Below are 15,735 nucleotides of genomic sequence, written 5' to 3'. Positions count from 1 at the left end.
CAATAAACCCCACCCACTTGACGCTCACCCACGCTGTCATAGACTCCGCTCATCCGTCAGGGAGTTACGGCTATGCGACGAGTTCGTGTGTGGGTTATCGGATTGACCATTTTAACGTGTACCGCTCAGGCGCAAACGCCCGTGCCAGACGATCCGCTGCTGGACAGCAGCACCGTCGGCAGCGGCGGTTCGGCAGCCAGCACCGAGGCCCGTGGTGTGTTGCGGGCCCGGGATCAGGCGATGCTTGCCAGTGAGTTGTCCGGGCGGATTGTCGAGTTGCCGTTCAGTGAGGGCGAGTCGTTCAAGAAGGGCGATACGCTGGCGCGTTTCGATTGTTCGGCCTATCAGGCGCAGCTCAATGCGGCGCAGGCTGCGAGCCGTGGGGCCGGTGAGGAGTTGGCTCACAACAAACAACTGGCGGCGTTGAATTCGGTCGGGCGTTTCGAAGTGGCGCGGGCCGAGGCCAGGCTCAGCGAGACGCAGGCGCAATCTCAGGTGTATCAGGTTCAGGTCAAACGCTGCAGCGTGGTTGCGCCGTTTGATGGCCAGGTGGTGGAGCGCAAGGTTCAGCGTTTTGAAAGCGTTGCCGCCGGCGCGCCGTTGCTCGATGTAGTCGACAACCGCACCCTGGAAATCCATTTGCTGGTGCCGTCGCGCTGGATGGGCAAACTCAAGCCCGGCCAAACGTTCAGTTTTGTCCCCGATGAAACCGGCCGGCCACTCGATGCCACGGTCAAACGACTGGGGGCGCGAATTGACGAGGGCAGTCAGACTTTGCTGTTGGTCGCGACGTTGCCCAACGCCTCTGGTTTGTTGGCCGGCATGAGCGGCACGGCGCGTTTCGCGGAGCTCAAGTGAACGCTCCGGTCAGCGGCGGCGCGGAACAGGTCTTCGCCCGCTTTCTCGATCTTGAGCGCCAGACCCGCGCCGCACGCACTCCGTCGCAACTGGCCTACAGCCTGGTCAATGACGCTCAGGCGTTGTTCGGTTTTCGTCATGCCGCGTTGTTGATTGCCGGCAAGGTGCACGCGGTGACGGGCGTGAGTACCGTCGACCCGAACGCGCCGTTCGTGGCGTTCGTCGAGCAGGCCGTGGCGCAGTTGTTCAAGCGTGATGTGCTGAAGCAGGCGCGGGTGATTGCACCCGATCTGCTCAGCGAATCGATTCAGGCGGACTGGCAGAGTCTGTCCGCCGCCCAGGTGTTCTGGCTGCCGCTGATCGATCACCAAAGCGAAGTGTTCGGCGGACTGTGGCTGGCCCGGGATTTACCGTGGAACCCGGCCGAACAAGTGCTGCTGTCGCAACTCGGCGACACTTACAGTCACGCCTGGCTGGCGCTGCAACCGCACAAGCCCTGGCGACTGCGCTGGACCCGAAAACGCCAGGTCGCATTGATCGCGCTGCTGGTGCTCGGGATGTTGATCCCGGTGCGCCAATCGGTGCTGGCGCCGGCCGAAGTAGTGCCATTGGGCGGGCGCGTCGTGGCTGCGCCGCTGGACGGCGTGATCGCCGAATTCCTGGTCAAACCCAACCAGACCGTGAAAACCGGCGACCCGTTGCTGCGCTTCGAAGGCACCACCCTCAAGGCTCAGGCTGACGTGGCCGAACGTGCGTTGGGCGTTGCCGAAGCTGAATTGAAAGCCAATTCCCAGCGCTCGTTTGCCGATGCCGAGTCCAGTTCGAAGATTGACTTGCTGGCGGCGCGCGTCGAACAAAAACGCGCCGAACGGGACTACGCCCGTGAGCTGCTCAAGCGCAGCGAAGTGCGGGCCGAGCGCGACGGCATCGCGGTGTTCGCCGACGCCGAGCGCTGGACCGGCAAACCGGTGCAGACCGGCGAACGGCTGATGGAAATCGCCGACCCGAGTCAGGCCGAACTGCGTATCGAGCTGGCGGTGAGCGATGCGATTTCCCTGGAGCCGGGGGCGCAAGTCGCGCTGTTCCTCGACAGTGATCCGTTGCAACGGCATTCGGCCCGGCTCGAGCGCGCAGCATACGAAGCACAACCCACCGCCGGCGGGCAGTTGGCCTATCGGCTCGATGCCAGTTTCGATCAGGCGCCGCCGCGCATCGGCTTGCGAGGGACGGCGAAAATCTTCGGCGATCGCGCGCCCCTGGCGCTGTACCTGTTACGTAAACCACTGGCCGGTTTGCGCCAGAGTGTGGGGCTGTAGATGAGCCTGCCGAGCCTGCGTGCGGATTTGCAATTGACGCCCGCTTCACCGGCGCTGGATGGCTCGCCGCGCTGGACGTTGGCCGACCCGGTGCGCGGTCGCTATTTCAAGCTCGGGGTGGCGGCGATGCGCTTGCTGCGACATTGGTCCCTGGGCGATCCCGAAAAAATACTGCACGCCGCCAATCGCGAGCCGGGTTTGCCGTTGGCCGGCAGCGATCTGGAGCAACTGCTGAGCTTTCTGCGCAGCCACGATCTGATCAGCGCCCTCGACCCGCAGCAGCGTGAAAGTTACAACTTGAAAGCCGCCGCCCAGCATCAGTCGTGGTGGCAGGTCTTGTTGCATCAGTACCTGTTTTTCCGGATTCCTCTTTGGCGGCCGGATGCTTTTCTCAATCGCGCCTGGCCCTGGCTGTCGCGATTCGGCCCGCAAACGCTGCGCTTCGGATTGCCGGCAACACTGATCCTGGGGGTATTTCTGGTGTCCCGGGATTGGCAGCGATTCATCGCGACTTTCCCCCATTTGTTCAGCCTGGGTGGCGCGCTGGCCTTCGGCGTGGCGTTGTTCTTTGCCAAGCTGTGCCACGAATTCGGCCACGCGTTCATGGCCAAGCGCGCGGGCTGTCGGGTGCAAAGCATGGGTGTGGCGTTCATGGTGCTGCTGCCGATGTTCTACACCGACGTCAGCGATGCCTGGCGGGTCAATGATCGACGTGCCCGCTTGCTGATCGGGGCCGGCGGCGTGCTGGCCGAACTGCTGCTGGCGAGCATCGCGCTGCTCGCCTGGTCGCTGTTGCCCGACGGACCGGCGCGCACGGCGGCGTTCATGCTCGCCAGTGCCACCTGGATTACCACGCTGGTGATCAACCTCAACCCGTTCATGCGGTTCGACGGCTACTTTTTGCTCAGTGATTTCTGGGACGTGGAGAACCTGCAAGGGCGAGCCTTTGCCCTGTGCCGCTGGCATCTGCGTGAGACCTTGTTCGGCTACGGCGCACCGGCTCCGGAACCCTGGTCGCCGACGATGCGGCGGCGTTTGCTGGTCTGGGGTTATGGAACGTGGTTGTGGCGCGCGGTGCTGTTTTTCGGGATTGCGCTGGCGGTGTACCACTTGTTCTTCAAGCTCCTGGGGATTTTCCTGATGCTGGTGGAGCTGGTGTGGTTCATCTTTCTGCCTATCGTGCGCGAGTGGCGCGAGTGGTGGAGCCAGCGTGAGCACGCCCATGTGTCGCGGGTGTTGTTGAGTGCGTTGGGTCTGGCCGCTTTTGTGCTGTTTCTGGCGCTGCCCTGGCGCAGTGCCGTGGAACTACCGTCGATGCTCGAGGCCGGGCGCGTCAGTACCTTGCATGCGCCGGTGGCGGCGCGGGTCAAGCAGGTGAACGTCAGTGATGGTCAGGTGGTGGCTCAGGGCGATGTGCTGATCGAATTGGTGTCGCCGGACCTGGATTCGCGCCAGGCCATCGTCCGTCGCGAAATCCAGATCCAGCAATTGCAGATGCGCCGCCAGGCAAGTCGCAGCGAAACCGCCGCCGATGCGGGCATTGTCGAGCAGCGCCTGGCGGAGGCCGTGGCCGAATACCGTGGGTTGGCTGCGCAGCGGGAGCGGCTGCTGATTCGGGCGCCGCAGGCGGGCAAGGTGCGAGATCTGTTGCCGCAGTTGTCCACCGGTCGCTGGTTGTCGCCCAAAGATCCGTTGGCGCGAGTGGTGGAAGACGGCGCACGGCTGCGGGGTTATCTGGCCGAGGCTGAGTTGTGGCGTGTTGCCCCGGGCGCCAGTGGGCGGTTTATCGCCGATGATCCGATGCACTCGGCGATCGCCGTGCAATTGACCGAAATCGACACCAACGGTGCGACCTATGTCGATCAGGAGGCATTGACCTCCGATCACCACGGGCCGATTGCCGTGCGCCGGGATGCCTCGCAGCGGGCCGAGCCGGTACAGGGACAATACGGCGCACGGCTGAACACCCTTGAGGCCACCCCGACGCCGCTTCAACCTTTGCGTGGCGTGGTGGTGTTGCAGGGGCACGGCGAGTCATTGCTGGGCGTTGCCTGGCGGCGGATGGCTGCGTTGGGTGTCAGGGAAAGCGGTTTCTAGGGAGAGCAGCGATGGCGAACACAGATGCTGTGGTGGCCGACGGTTTGGTGGTGCGGCCATCGCGTTTTAACGATGGTCCTTTTCTGCACAGGCTTTATCAATCGGCACGACCGGATCTGCAATGGATCGACGGCGAGCGAGAGGTGGTTGATCAGGTCGCCGCCCAGCAATTCCAGGTACAGGAACAAGGGCTGGGAGAGCACTTCCCCAACGCGATGCACTACGTGATCGAAAAACTCGACACGGCCATCGGTGCGTTGACCACTGATTTTGGTCCCAATGAAATCCGCGTGCTGTACCTGGCGTTCATCCCGCAGGCTCGTGGCCAGGGTTATGGTCGGGCGGTGCTGCAAGGGGTGCAGAAAGCTGCGCAGCAGATTCGCTGCCCGGTGGCCACGGTGGTCTGGGCCAACAATGCCCACGCACGCCAGCATTACCTGGCGCTGGGGTTTCAGATTGAAGAGCGAAATCCGGCGGCGGAGCGGTTGGTGTGGTATCCGAATGGCTGAATACACCACCCAATCCATGTGGGAGCGAGACCGGCTTGCCGGCGAAGGGGCCTTCATATTCAACATCATTGCTGAATGATCCACCGCTATCGCGAGCAGGCTCGCTCCTACATTGGGACCCCATGTAATCAGTTGAATGCGATGTAGAAGTAACCTACGCCCGGATCCCTGCCCATGGGGGGCACCCGGGAGACAAAAATATCCTCTACTTGGCCTAATTCCGGCAACTCCAGCGCACACAACCCATCTACAAACTCTGTGGATTGCAGGCTGTTGAACTCGACCAGGAACGGCATGCGCTCGCTATTCGGCATCCGCGACCGGGGTGATTCTTCAAGGCTGTCGATATGGATCGGCAGCTCACTGCCATCCGGCAACCGCAGCGTCCCCGTCTTTCCCAGAAGCGCCTGAAAGTGTTGGTGTTGAACCTGTTGCAGCATGGCGTCACTCCCAAAATGAAAGTGACCGGGGGCGTTGAATCCCCCGGCCGGATTTCAACCGCGCGAAGGGAACAGCCCTTCCAGGGCAATACTGAAGTTCAGCACCAGGAACGGGTTCATCGTTTCCATGGGCAGGCCGTTACCGGCGGACGAGATTTCCCCGGTGACCGTCGTGGCCACACCCTTGAGCGGCACGGCCGCCGCACCTTGCTGATCGGAGTAGATGCTCGCCGAGCCCGGTCCGCCGCCGGAAGCGCCGATGTACGAGTTGGTCGCGGTGGGGGTGGTGACCGGGTTGGTCGCCGGGCTGGCCAGTTGCAGGGTGGTGGTGGCTGTCAGCCCGGACAGGGCGTGGGTGTGATTGGGCAGGTTGGTGATGGTCGCGGTGACGTTCTCGGTCCCGGAGAACTCGCCGATGACGCGTGGGGTCAGGTTCAGCCCGTTACCCATGCACACCGGCATTCGGCCTTGCAGGTTGGGCAGCATGAAGTTGGAGACGCCATTGCCTCCGAAGTTGACGCCCAGCAGCGCGAACAGTGCGTTGTATTGCTGGACAGAGAGCGTCTGGCCATTACACAAGGCCCAGCCGCTGGGCGCGTAGTTAAAGGCGAAAGGCTGGATAGTGCCGATGAATACTTCCATAGTTCCTCATCCCTCAGGTTAGTTGTCTGGCGCGCCACAAGCGTGGCCCGGACGTCCGGGCTCATCGTTGCGATCAGCCGACTCCATTCATTTCCCTGGCTGAGTCACGCCAAACCAGAGCGTAGTTGATGCGCCTCACGGCCGAATGTCGCTGGTCGCAAAACCGGCATCGACGACGAACCGGCGCCGTCCTAAAGTGATTAACAGGCAGGGTGGTCGAGGGCTGTTTCAGGGGGGGTAATGGAGGCGCGCAGAGAAACACCGTTTGGCGGCACCCATGAGCCGCGCGCAGCCCCTGGCATCTGGGCGATTGTTCAGCGCTGGTTGCGCTGGGCGCAGGAGCACTGGCTGTTGCCGATTCTGGCGTTGGCGGCGCTGGTGCGTTTCTACGACCTGACGGCGGCCGCCATTTGGGGCGATGAAGGGTCCAGCCTGCTGCTGAGTCAGTATTCGGTGGCCGACATCTGGGTCCATGCGGCCCATGACGTGCATCCTCCGCTGTATTTCCTGCTGCTGCATGGCTGGATCGGGTTGTTCGGCTACGGCATTTTTTCGATCCGCTGCCTCAGCGCCTTGCCCGGCATCGTCACGGTGTGGCTCGGCGTCTGGCTGATGGACTTGCTCGCCACTCGCCGTGCAGCGCTGCTGGCCGGTTTCCTCTTGGCACTGTTGCCTACGGCGGTGCGCTACAGCCAGGAAGTGCGCATGTATTCGCTGTTGGGGTTGTGGCTGATCGGCGCGACGATTGCCCTGGCCTACTGGATCAGGCGCCCGCATCGCAGGCGATATCTGGTGGCGTATGTGCTGTTGATGACGGCGGCGTTCTACACCCACTACTTCACGGCCCTGTGCGTGCTCTGCCACTGGCTGTATCTGGGGCTGATCCGCGTCCAGCCGGGGCATCGCTTGCGCCATGTCCAACGCCCCGGCTGGTGGCTGGCGAATGTCGCGATCGTGTTGTTGTACCTGCCATGGGCGCCGAGCCTGATCGATCTGCTCCAGCACCTGGATCAACTCAAGGCCAACGGCGATGTGGGCTGGGAAACGCCTGTCACGTTCGGCTCGTTGCCTTCGATGTTCTGGTCGTTCCTGATCCAGGACGATGGCGAGAACCTGCCGACGCTGATGTTCATCGCGATGCCGCTGGCGTTGCTGGCCATCGTGGGGGTGGCGCTGGCGCGGGACCGCAGTGTCTTTCGTGGCAGCGCGCTATTGGTGATCTACACGGCGTTGCCGTTGCTGCTGGTGTTCGGGGTTTCGTTTATCACGCCGGTGTTCATCGAACGTTACCTGACGGCGTATGCCCTGGGGCTGCCGATGATTGTCGCGCTGGCGGTTGATCGTCTGTATTCAGGTTTTCGGGTGCTGGCCGTGACGGTGCTGGTGCTGTTTGTCGGTGTTGAACTGGTGGGTCTGAAGAACAACGCCACGGTGGACACCAATGATCAAATCAACGTTATGGTCGACTACGTGAACCAGCACTTCGTGACCGGTGACCGGATCGTCACCAGCGACATGCTCTGGTACCTCAGTTACGTCTATTACAACCGCACCGAGGCCAAGCCGCTGCTGTTCACTCCGCCGCTGGCCAATGGCGCTTCGAGCCGACCGAACGCCTATGGCTTTGGCACATTGGTGACTCAGGACACGTACCTCGACAGTCTCGAGCGTTTGCCCAAGGGCAGTGGCCGGGTCTGGCTGATTGGCAGCGTCGATGTTCCGGACGAGTTCGCGCCGTTGCCCCCAGGCTGGCAGCGCTCGGGCGAAACACAGGCGGGAGGCGCCACTGCGCGATTGTTCGTACTGCATTGAACCGGTGGGAGTGATTAAACGATTCACCTCACAAGCAGTAATAAAAAACGCGTTTTAGTCAGCGCCGTAACTTCGATTTGATATCAAAACACCACTATTTGTAAGGCCATTCATGGTCTACGCTCCGTCATACATAAAGGATTTATGACTAGGGTGAAGGGATTGCACACATTCCATTTTATCTCCGGCTTGCCGCGCTCAGGCTCGACCCTGCTTTCTGCAATCCTTTTGCAGAACCCGCGTTTCCATGCCGGCATGACCAGCCCCGTCGGCTCACTCTTTTCCGGTGTCCTCGAACAATGCAGCGCCGGCAGCGAGTTCGGCGCGGTGATTGATACCGATCTGCGCCGCCGTTTGCTTCGCGGCCTGTTTGACTCCTTCTACGCCGACAAGGCCGACAAACCGGTGGTGTTCGACACCAACCGCTTGTGGAGTTCGCGCCTGCCGGCCATCAGCGATCTGTTCCCGCAAGCCAAGGTCATTGCCTGTGTGCGCAACGTTGCCTGGGTCATGGACAGCATCGAGCGTCTTTATCGCGCCAACCCTTTTGAAAACACCAAGCTGTTTGGCGATGCGGTCGAACGCAACACGGTCTACAGCCGCTGCGAAACCCTCGCCCAACGCAATCGCCTGGTCGGTTTTGCCTGGGCGGCGCTCAAGGAAGCCTATTACGGTGAACACGCCGACTCGCTGCTGATCGTTGATTACGACCTGCTGACCCAGGCGCCTGACCGGGTGATGCGGCTGGTCTATGACTTCATTGGCGAACCCTGGTTCGAGCATGATTTCGACCACCTGGCCTACGACGCGCCGGAGTTCGATCAAGCCCTCGGCGTATCCGGCCTGCACAAGGTCAAACCCAAAGTCGAGTTGCAATCGCGGCGCACGATTCTGCCGCCGGATTTGTTCAAGCAGTACGCAGAATTGTCCTTCTGGCTCGATGGCTCTGCCAGCGCCGCCAATGTCATTCGTATGAAAGCCGATGCTGCGATCAGTTGATCGCGGTGTTTTCGTTTACGCAGAAAAAACGTTCGAGTCCGGGTGAGCAACATGTGGTGGAGCAACGGCAAGTCACGGATTACCAAAGGCGCACGAGCGCTGGCCTCTCCAATGATCATGTCCCTGGAACCGCGAATGCTGTTCGACGGCGCGGTCGCGGCCACGGTGGCCGATACCGCCCAGGCTGACAGCCACACCACGGCCGACGCGGCCAAGCCGCCCGTTGCGGAGAAACCGGTCGCCAGCCAGGACACCCACGGCCAGGCCGATGCCACGCCCGCCGTGGCGCCCGTTGCCGTGCCGGGACAGAGCGTGGTGTTCGTCGATTCCCGGGTCAAGGATGCCGACAGCCTGCTCAAAGGTGTGGCGCCCGGTACTCAGGTGGTTCAACTCGATGCCACCAAGGACGGCTTGCAGCAGATTGCCGATTACCTGGACACCCATCAGGGCATCAGCTCGGTGCAGATCATCGCCCACGGCAATGCGGGCGATCTGTGGCTGGGGAACAGTTACCTGTCTGCCGACAACGTCGCGGCCCGCAGCGCGGTGCTGGCGGAAATCGGCAAGGACATGAACGTCGGCGGCGACATCCTGATCTACGGCTGCTACACCGCCGAGGGTGAACGGGGTTTGAACTTCGTCGATTCCCTGGCGCAATTGACCGGCCGTGATGTGGCGGCGTCCAGCAACCGTACCGGCGTGGGTGGCGACTGGGATCTGGAGATCGCCACCGGCAATATCGAAAGCGCCAACGTGCTGTCGAAAATGGCCATGAGCGACTATCAGTGGGGCCTGGCGAGCTGGACGGCCACCAACAACGCCAACACCGGCGTCGGCTCGTTGCGTGCCGCCATCGCTTCGGCGCAGAACGGCGATACCGTCACTTTCAGCACCGGCATGACGGTGCAGTTGACCTCCGAACTGCTGATCAACAAGAACATCACCGTTGATGGCGACTTGAACAATGACGGTGCGGCGGATGTGATTCTCGACGGTCAGTACAGGACCCGGGTGATTGAAATTGCGTCGGGCCAAACCGTGACGCTCGATGGTCTGGTGATCACCCGTGGGCTGGTGTCGGGCACGGGCGGCAACGGTGGCTACGGCGCCACGGGCGCGATGGCCGGGGGGATTTTCAACGCAGGGGGCCTGACGCTGAACAACGTGACCGTGACCTCAAACGCCGCTTCTGGCGGCGGTGGCGGCGGCGGTGTCACGGGGGCGTTTTACGGCGGTGGCGGCGGCGGTGGTGGCGGTCTGGGCGGCCAGGGTGGCGGGCACGGCGGTTCGGCCGGGCCGGGCACCGGCACGTTGGGCGGCCAGGCAGGCAGCGGTGGCGTTGGTGGTTACGGCGGCGGTTACGACGCGACCCACATGGGCGGTCGCGGCGGCACCAGCACTGGCGGGGCTGGCGGCGTGGGCGTTTCCTACTACAGCAACGGCGGTAACGGTGCGACAGCCACCAATGGCACGATTTCCATTGGCGGCGGTGGCGGCGGCGCCGGTTGGGACAAGGTCGGCGGTGCCGGCGGCAACGCGGCGGGCGGGATCTACAACGCAAGCTCCGGCGTTATCACCATCATCGGCACGTCGAACATTACCAACAACATCGGCGCCGGTGGTGGTGGCGGCGGTGGCGGTGGCCAAGGCAGCAACGCCTCCAACGGCGGCATCGGCGGCCGGGGCGTCGGTGCGATCTGGAACAAGGGCACGTTGCTGATCACCGCCGCCAACTTCGCGGCCCTGGCCGGTAATGCCGCGGGCAGCGGTGCCGGTGGTTCTGCGCAGGGCGGGGGGGCAATCGGCACCTCGCCGACCGCCTTTTCGACAATTTACAACGACGGCGGGATACTCAACACCGCCTACGCACCGCCGCCGACCGCAACCATTGTGGTCGCCGATACCACGTTGAGCATCGGCGAAACGAGCCTGGTGACCATCACCTTCTCCGAGGCGGTGACCGGTTTCACCAACGCCGACCTGACGATTGCCAACGGTACCTTGAGCGCGGTGAGCAGCAGCGACGGCGGCATTACCTGGACCGCAACGTTCACGCCAACCGCCAGTATTTCCGACACGACCAACGTCATCACCCTCGACAATACCGGGGTGATCAACGGCCTGGGTACTGCTGGCGTCGGTACCACCAATTCCAATAACTACGTCGTCGATACCGCTCGCCCGACCGCCACCGTCGTATTTACCGACACGGCGCTCAAAGCCGGCGAAACCTCGCTGGTGACCATCACCTTCAACGAGGCCGTGACCGGTCTAACCAACGCCGACCTGACGATTGCCAACGGCACCTTGACGGCGGTGAGCAGCAGCGATGGCGGCATCACCTGGACGGCCACGCTCACTCCGACGGCCAGCATTACTGACTCGACCAACCTGATCACCCTGGACAACACCGGTGTCAGCGATCTGGCGGGCAACGCCGGCAGCGGCACCACCGACTCGAACAACTACGCCATTGATACCGTGCGGCCGACCGTGACCATCGTCGTGGCCGACACAGCGTTGAGCATCGGCGAAACCTCGCTGGTGACGTTCACCTTCAGCGAAGCGGTCAGTGGTTTCACCAACGCCGACCTGACCATCGCCAACGGCACATTGACGGCGGTGAGCAGCAGCGATGGCGGCATCACCTGGACTGCAACCTTCACCCCAAACACCAGCATCAATGACACGACCAACCTGATCGTCCTGAACAATACCGGGATCAGCGATCTGTCCGGCAATACCGGCACCGGCACGACCAATTCGAACAACTACGCCATTGATACCGTGCGTCCTACCGCGACCATCGTGGTGGCCGACAATGCACTGAAAATCGGCGAAACCTCGCTGGTGACCATCACCTTCGCCGAGGCGGTGAGCGGTTTCAGCAACGCCGACCTGACCATCGCCAACGGTACGCTGACGGCAGTCAGCAGCAGCGACGGCGGCATCACCTGGACGGCGACCTTCACCCCGACCAGCGCCATCACCGACAGCACCAACCTGATCACCCTGGACAACACGGGTGTCAGCGACCTGTCGGGCAACGCCGGCAGCGGCACCACCGACTCCAACAACTACGCCATCGACACCGTGCGGCCAACGGCAACCATCGTCGTGGCGGATACTGCGCTGAGGATCGGTGAAACCTCGCTGGTGACCATCACCTTCAGTGAAGCGGTCAGTGGTTTGACCAACGCGGACCTGACGATTGCCAACGGCACCTTGAGCGCGGTCAGCAGCAGCGATGGCGGCATCACCTGGACCGCGACCTTCACGCCGAGCGCCAGCATCAACGACACGACCAACCTGATCACCCTAGACAACACCGGCATCAGCGATCTGTCGGGCAACGCCGGCAGCGGCACCACCGATTCCAATAATTACGCCATCGACACCGTACGTCCGACCGCCACGATTGTACTGGCCGATACTTCACTGACCGCCGGCGAAACCTCGCTGGTGACCATCACCTTCAGCGAAGCGGTCAGCGGTTTCACCAATGCGGACCTGAGCATCGCCAACGGCACCTTGAGCGCGGTGAGCAGCAGCGATGGCGGCATCACCTGGACCGCGACCTTCACGCCAACGGTGGGTGTGAACGATGCGACCAACGTCATTACCCTGAACAATACCGGTGTGGCCGACCTCTCCGGCAACACAGGCAGCGGGACTACCAACTCCGGTAACTACACGATTGATACCGTGGCACCGACAGCCACCATTGTCGTCGCCGACACCGCACTGAGAATCGGCGAAACCTCGCTGGTGACCATCACGTTCTCCGAGGCCGTGACCGGTTTCAGCAACGCCGACCTGACGATTGCCAACGGCACCTTGAGCGCAGTGAGCAGCAGCGACGGCGGCATTACCTGGACCGCGACCTTCACGCCAACCGTCAGCATCACCGATGCGACCAACCTGATCATCCTGGACAATAGCGGCGTGCAGGGGGGCAGCAGCGGCAACGTGGGCGTCGGAACCAGCAATTCGAACAACTACGCCATCGACACCGTGCGTCCGACAGCAACCGTCGTCGTGGCGGATACTGCGCTGAGGATCGGTGAAACCTCACTGGTGACCATCACCTTCAGCGAGGCGGTCTCTGGTTTCACCAACGCGGACCTGACGATTGCCAACGGCACCTTGAGCGCCGTCAGCAGCAGCGATGGCGGCATCACCTGGACCGCGACCTTCACGCCGAGCGCCAGCATCAACGACACCACCAACCTGATCACCCTGGACAACACCGGCATCAGCGACCTGTCGGGCAACGCCGGCAGCGGCACGACCGATTCCAATAATTACGCCATCGACACCGTCCGGCCTACCGCGACCATCGTCGTGGCCGACCCAACCCTGACCGCCGGCGAAACCTCGCTGGTGACCATCACTTTCAGCGAAGCGGTCAGCGGTTTTACCAATGCGGACCTGAGCATCGCCAACGGCACCTTGAGCGCGGTGAGCAGCAGCGACGGCGGCATCACCTGGACCGCGACCTTCACGCCGACAGTGGGTGTGAACGATGCGAGCAACGTCATCACACTGAACAATACCGGTGTGGCCGACCTCTCCGGCAACACAGGCAGCGGGACTACCAACTCCGGTAACTACACGATCGATACCGTGATTCCGACGGCCACCATTATCATTGCCGACAACGCGCTGAAAATCGGCGAAACGTCCCTGGTGACCATCACGTTCTCCGAGGCCGTGACCGGTTTCAGCAACGCCGACCTGACCATCGCCAACGGCACCTTGACGGCGGTGAGCAGCAGCGATGGCGGCATCACCTGGACGGCGACCTTCACCCCGACCAGCGCCATCACCGACAGCACCAACCTGATCACGCTGGACAACAGCGGTGTACAAAACGGCTCGGGCAACACCGGCATCGGCAGCACCGACTCCAACAACTACGCCATCGACACCGTGCGCCCGACGGCGACGATCATTGTGACGGACTCCGCGCTGGCGGTGGGTCAAACCTCGCTGGTGACGATCACCTTCAGCGAGGCGGTCGCTGGCTTCACCAACGCCGACCTGACGATTGCCAACGGCACCTTGAGCGCGGTCAGCAGCAGCGACGGCGGCATTACCTGGACGGCCACTTTCACGCCGAGCGCGAGCATCAACGATGCGACCAACCTCATTACGCTGAACAACACGGGGATCGCGGACCTGGCCGGCAACTCGGGCTCAGGCACCACCGATTCCAACAACTACTCCATCGACACAGCCCGGCCCACCGCGACCATTGTGGTCGCCGACAGCACCCTCAGCGCGGGCGAAACCACGCTGGTGACTATCACGTTCAGCGAAGCCGTGAACGGTTTCGACAACAGTGACCTGAGCATCCCCAACGGTACGTTGAGTGCGGTGAGCAGCAGCGATGGCGGCATCACCTGGACCGCCACGTTCACACCGACGGTTGGCATCAAGGACACCAGCAACCTCATCACCCTGAGCAACACCGGGGTGACCGACATCGCCGGTAACACGGGCAGCGGAACCACCAACTCGGCGAACTTCACGATCGACACTGTGCTGCCGACAGCCACTATTGTGGTCTCCGACACGGCGCTGAAGGCGGGTGAAACCGCGACGGTGACCATCACCTTCAGCGAAGCGGTGAGCGGTTTCTCCAACGCCGACCTGACGATTGCGAATGGCACGCTCAGTAACGTGTCTTCGGGCGATGGCGGCGTCACCTGGACGGCAACGTTCACCCCGACGTCGAGCATCACCGACACGAGTAACCTGATCACCCTTGACAACACCGGCGTGGCCAACGCCTCGGGCAACAGCGGCGTGGGCACCACCGACTCCAACAATTTCGCCATCGACACCGCGCTGCCGACCGCCACCATCGTGGTTGCCGACAACCGCCTGGGCATTGGCGAAACCACCACGGTGACCATCACCTTCAGTGAAGCGGTGAGTGGATTCGATCTGTCGGACATCAGCGTGGCCAACGCTGTGCTGTCGAACCTGACCAGCAGCGACGGCGGTATCACCTGGACCGCGACCCTGACGCCGACCGCCGGCATCAACGATGCGACCAACCTGATCGTGCTCGACACCGGCACCTTGCAGGACCTCGCGGGGAATGCCGGCGCGAGCATCGCTATTTCCAACAACTACGCCCTGGACGTAACCCGGCCAACGGTGAGCATCGTGGTCGCCAACCCGAGCATGGCTGCCGGCCAGAGCACGGTGGTGACGTTTACCTTCAGCGAGGCCGTGAGTGATTTCGACCTGTCGGACCTGAGCGTGACCAACGGCGACTTGTCCAACCTGAGCAGCAGTGACGGCGGCAAGACCTGGACCGCGACCTTCACGCCAACTGCCAATGTCAGTGACCCGAGCAACTTCATCGCCCTCGACACGAGCAATGTCACCGACCTGGCAGGTAACGCGGGGGCCACCGTGTCGGTCTCCAACAACTACGCGATAGGCGTTGTGGCGCCGGTACCGGCGCCGGCTACGGTGCAGGTGACCCCGGATCCGGAGTTCCTCAGCAGCGACCCGGTGATCGTGACCGATCAACCGAACGTGCCACTGCAACCAATCATCTTCGCCCCGCCCTCTGGTGATCTCGGCTCGCCGCTGACGTTTGCCCCGTTGTTCGAGGACCGGGTGATCGGCAACGGCATCCGGCCGTTGGGCGACATCTTCTTGAACAACGGCGCGCTGGCGCAGAGTTTCATCGCGCAGGTGTTCAGCAGCAGCGACAGCGGCGGTGAAGGTGCAGGCCACGGCTTCCTTGGTTTCGGTGGTGGCGATGGCGGGGTTTTCAGCACCAGCACGTTGTCGAGTCTGTTCAACCAGGAGTCCGGTAGCGAGCGAGACTCGCTGAATTCCTTTGGCAACCATTCGATCAAGGCCGGTGATGTTTCACAGGGGCTGCGCGGCGTGTTTGGCGCGCCGAGCCTTGTCCAGCAATTGCAACAGCTCAAAGACACCGAGCAACGGCAGGTCAACGACCTGGCCGCTGCTTTGAAACAGGCCGGCATCAGCGAAATGCAGGCCTGAAATACTTAAAGCAGTGCGTCACCCAGG

9 protein-coding genes are annotated in these 15,735 nt (G+C 62.5%); 7 read left to right on the top strand and 2 right to left on the bottom strand.

Annotated features, from left to right (window positions below; all coding sequences use genetic code 11):
* Positions 1–72: 72 nt before the first annotated feature.
* Genes IB254_RS11040 through IB254_RS11025 form a run of 4 tightly spaced genes read left to right on the top strand, consistent with a single transcriptional unit; the run spans position 73 to position 4,780 of the window.
* On the top strand, positions 73–858 hold the full coding sequence (locus IB254_RS11040) for an efflux RND transporter periplasmic adaptor subunit (protein ID WP_192417301.1): 786 nt from the start codon (positions 73–75) through the stop codon (positions 856–858).
* Complete coding sequence (locus tag IB254_RS11035) at positions 855–2,174, top strand: efflux RND transporter periplasmic adaptor subunit (RefSeq protein ID WP_192417300.1); 1,320 nt, start codon at positions 855–857, stop codon at positions 2,172–2,174. Before IB254_RS11040 ends, IB254_RS11035 begins: the two co-directional genes overlap by 4 nt.
* A complete protein-coding gene (locus tag IB254_RS11030) occupies positions 2,175–4,271 on the top strand; it encodes an efflux RND transporter periplasmic adaptor subunit (protein ID WP_192417299.1) in 2,097 nt (698 codons plus the stop codon).
* Between the two features lie 11 nt (positions 4,272–4,282).
* Entirely contained in the window at positions 4,283–4,780 is a 498-nt protein-coding gene (locus IB254_RS11025; protein WP_192417298.1) for a GNAT family N-acetyltransferase, read from the top strand.
* A gap of 128 nt (positions 4,781–4,908) precedes the next feature.
* On the opposite strand, the gene IB254_RS11020 is transcribed toward IB254_RS11025, so the two are convergent.
* Both IB254_RS11020 and IB254_RS11015 read right to left on the bottom strand, forming a co-directional pair.
* Positions 4,909–5,220, bottom strand: coding sequence for a DUF6916 family protein (locus IB254_RS11020; protein ID WP_192417297.1), 312 nt, complete (start codon positions 5,218–5,220; stop codon positions 4,909–4,911).
* Between the two features lie 54 nt (positions 5,221–5,274).
* Complete coding sequence (locus IB254_RS11015) at positions 5,275–5,862, bottom strand: phage tail protein (RefSeq protein ID WP_192417296.1); 588 nt, start codon at positions 5,860–5,862, stop codon at positions 5,275–5,277.
* Positions 5,863–6,102: 240 nt separating this feature from the next.
* On the opposite strand from IB254_RS11015, the gene IB254_RS11010 reads away from it, so the two are divergent.
* The 3 genes from IB254_RS11010 (at position 6,103) to IB254_RS11000 (ending at position 15,708) form a co-directional block, all read left to right on the top strand.
* On the top strand, positions 6,103–7,674 hold the full coding sequence (locus tag IB254_RS11010) for a glycosyltransferase family 39 protein (RefSeq protein WP_192417295.1): 1,572 nt from the start codon (positions 6,103–6,105) through the stop codon (positions 7,672–7,674).
* A gap of 153 nt (positions 7,675–7,827) precedes the next feature.
* Positions 7,828–8,673, top strand: a complete 846-nt coding sequence (locus IB254_RS11005) for a sulfotransferase family protein (protein ID WP_253401215.1) — start codon at positions 7,828–7,830, stop codon at positions 8,671–8,673.
* 51 nt (positions 8,674–8,724) lie between these two features.
* A complete protein-coding gene (locus tag IB254_RS11000; protein ID WP_192417293.1) occupies positions 8,725–15,708 on the top strand; it encodes an Ig-like domain-containing protein in 6,984 nt (2,327 codons plus the stop codon).
* Positions 15,709–15,735: the final 27 nt, after the last annotated feature.

This window comes from Pseudomonas sp. PDM03, assembly GCF_014852385.1.
GTDB classification, from domain to species: Bacteria; Pseudomonadota; Gammaproteobacteria; order Pseudomonadales; family Pseudomonadaceae; genus Aquipseudomonas; species Aquipseudomonas migulae.
Note: the sequence above shows the minus strand (reverse complement) of the source record. Positions and strands in the feature narration are given on the sequence as shown.